Source organism: Undibacterium sp. 5I2 (genome assembly GCF_035019605.1).
Lineage (GTDB): Bacteria > Pseudomonadota > Gammaproteobacteria > Burkholderiales > Burkholderiaceae_D > Undibacterium.
In genome coordinates, this window is sequence record NZ_JASJVS010000124.1 from 1 (window position 1) to 2,855 (window position 2,855).

Here is a 2,855-nt window from a genome sequence, read left to right on the forward strand (position 1 = left end):
ACCGGGCCGTCAAGGCTAGACCAAACCGCTATGCCGTTCGTATTGTGCGAAAAACTGCTTAACTGAACGGCATTAGCCGTGGATGGCGGTATTTTTTTGCTCCGGACTTGCGATCAAGCGAACCAGCATACCTGTGGATTAAAAGTCACATGCACGACTAGTTAAAGCGCGTATCGGTAATTGCTTCGTCATATTTGCTATTTAAAATATGCCGTTTAACAACATCATACTGATACCAAATGAATAACTTTCGATGTCTTCCTGTTTTAACTTTATTGCCTGTTTCACTGGCATTCATGCTGGCTGGCTGCGGAGGAAGCACCAGCTCGGTCGCTCTGGTACCAGTACCTGTGCCGGTATCTATTTCCGCGCCAACTGGACTCGGCTATGTGGATGCAGCGCCCGTTCAAGATACGAGCAAAGTCTTACCCTATGTGAACTACGCATACACCAACCAGCGTGGATATGCCCAATATGCTACGGCAGACACCAATGCCGGCGTGCGCGTGGTAGCTGGTTTTCTGAGTCTTTGGACGCCAAGCACTTTACTTGTTGATGCCGGTGCGTCTGCGCCAGCGGTCGGTAGTTTTCCAGCTGTTACCACATCAACTTGGAAAGGCCTTCCCGGCGATCCTAGCGATGGTAAGAAAACCAATTCAGCTATTCTCGATGCGAATATTCAGTATGTGATCAATGCAACCGCCAGCCGAACTGCTGATCAAGCAACGGCCGCATACTTAGATGATCGTCGCAATAAAGGCTACAGTGTTGCCGACGGTATGGGACCGTTAACCACCGTCTGGCGAACTGCCACCGGTCAAACTACCTCGATTACCAGCGTCGCTGCCGATGCGGCAACGGTTCTGTATAACGACTCCGGCAACAATCTGGGGGTTGGTTCTTCTGCTGGAAATACAAGTTTTGGAACCGTGGTTGACTTCCTCAACAGTCCGGCCTTCGGCTCCACCGAGCCGGCCAAACGGTTTTTTAAATATGCACGTCCTTGGCGTTGGTCCGGCAGTGTCGCCCTGCTGCCAACTCTGGTTCCCGCGGTATCGACTACGCCGACAACGGATGGTGGCTTCATCAGTGGACATTCGGCCGAAGCGATGCGTGACGCCTTGATGATGGCATATGTCGTACCCGAGCGTTTTCAAGAGATGTTGTCGCGTGCATTAGAGTTAGGCGAAAATCGAATTTATGCTGGCATGCATTCGCCATTAGATGTCATTGGTGGGCGCATACAAGCGCAAGCAGTCATTACCGCTGCACTGTATGCCAATTCTGTCCAGTCAACGAGTAATCCTGACGGCAGCACAAGCACAGTGCCTGATATGCGTAACAAAGCTTATGCGCAGGCACACTCAAGCTTGATGACAGCTGCTGGCGTAGCGGATCAAGCCGCTTTTACTGCCTTTGCACATTCCGGCACTGCAGCAAATGATCGTTTTTCAAGCTGGTCGACTAATCAGGCTAATTATTTGCGTCGGTTGACATATGGCTTCAGCCAGATCGGCGATGCCAAGCAAGCGGCTGTCGTTCCTATGGGCGCAGAATTGCTGCTTGAAACTCGCCTGCCTTATTTAACTGCAGCACAGCGTCGTGTCGTGTTAAAAAGTACGGCACTGGCATCGGGTTATCCGGTCATGGATGATGCAGAGGGATGGGGGCGTCTCAATTTGTTCGCGGCGGCGGACGGCTACGGCAATTTCAACGGTGATGTCAGTGTAACGATGGACGCGGCACAAGGTGGATTTAATGCACTCGACAGCTGGAAAAATAATATTGCCGGCGCAGGTATGCTGATGCTTAATGGCACAGGAAAACTCCATTTAACTGGCAACAACAGCTACAGCGGCGGAACCATCCTTAATGGCGGTACGCTGATAGGCGATTCTGCTACGGCGTTTGGTACTGGTGACGTGTATGTTACCAACGGAACATTGAGCTGTAGCGCACCAGCAGGATTACTGCTTGGAGGGAATATGACCAGCTTACCTGCGGCAACATTGAATGTCGTTGTGAGTGCCATCGGTCAAACTTCAATTAATGTAGCCAAGGTCGCTACGCTGGCGGGAACACTGAATGTCAGCTTCGCTGCCGGAGTAACACCAGCGGTGGGTACCGTATTGACGATTGTTTCGGCGGGTACGGTACAAGGTACGTTCAGCAACATTATAGTCAATGGATTTCAAGCTACTCCGATTTATACCAGCAAAGGAATGCAGCTTCAAATTACCGCTTTAGCTTTGTAAATGTAACAACATACGCTATCGGCTGATTTTTACCGACAAGCATGTCCATACACCCGCCCTCAGCTCAACGCCTTGTGTCGTTGTAGCTGGGGTGTCGCGGATCACCGACTTTAACTTCACGTCTTGCTACAGCAAGGGGCTTTGGTCTCGCCGCCACGCCCGTCCGTTGCCGGTGCGTAGCGCCGGCACCAGTGGCTGCAACGGGTAGAAGATTCTCTGCCCTTGCAAATCGTTCGGCTCGTTTCAGTCAGGCGCGCGCTCACAAGCGGAACGTACCAGACCGTCAAACTCGCGCAGACTGGAAGCTTCAACCTTGAGCTTACGAATCTTGAGCAGATTCGCCAAGGCGTCTGAGGACATCTTCGTCTCCTATAAGAAACAGTTTTTCTTGCTCTAATACCCGCATTAAAAAATGCTGCTGTTCCTGCTGTCGTTTTCTGAATTCCGCCACCGTAAACTGCGTTGGATTAATTGGGCGGGCCAGTATCTGCTCGGCCGACGACAAAGCCGACAGCAGTGTCGTTTGACATCCTCGCCGCCCTAAAGGACAGGGATTCCTACGGCGCTCAAACAAAAACTGCTTGAGTCGCTTCGGTGGGT

General features: G+C 51.5%; 1 protein-coding gene and 1 pseudogene. One reads left to right on the forward strand and one right to left on the reverse strand.

The annotated features are described in order from the left end of the window. Positions 1-239 precede the first annotated feature (239 nt). The gene (locus tag QN359_RS19560) at positions 240-2,255 is read left to right on the forward strand and encodes an acid phosphatase (RefSeq protein WP_322250170.1); all 2,016 of its coding nucleotides are present in this window, start codon (positions 240-242) and stop codon (positions 2,253-2,255) included. A 319-nt stretch (positions 2,256-2,574) separates the two neighbouring features. On the opposite strand, the pseudogene QN359_RS19565 reads toward QN359_RS19560, so the two are convergent. Then, positions 2,575-2,855: pseudogene (locus tag QN359_RS19565) on the reverse strand (hypothetical protein); the annotation flags it as partial.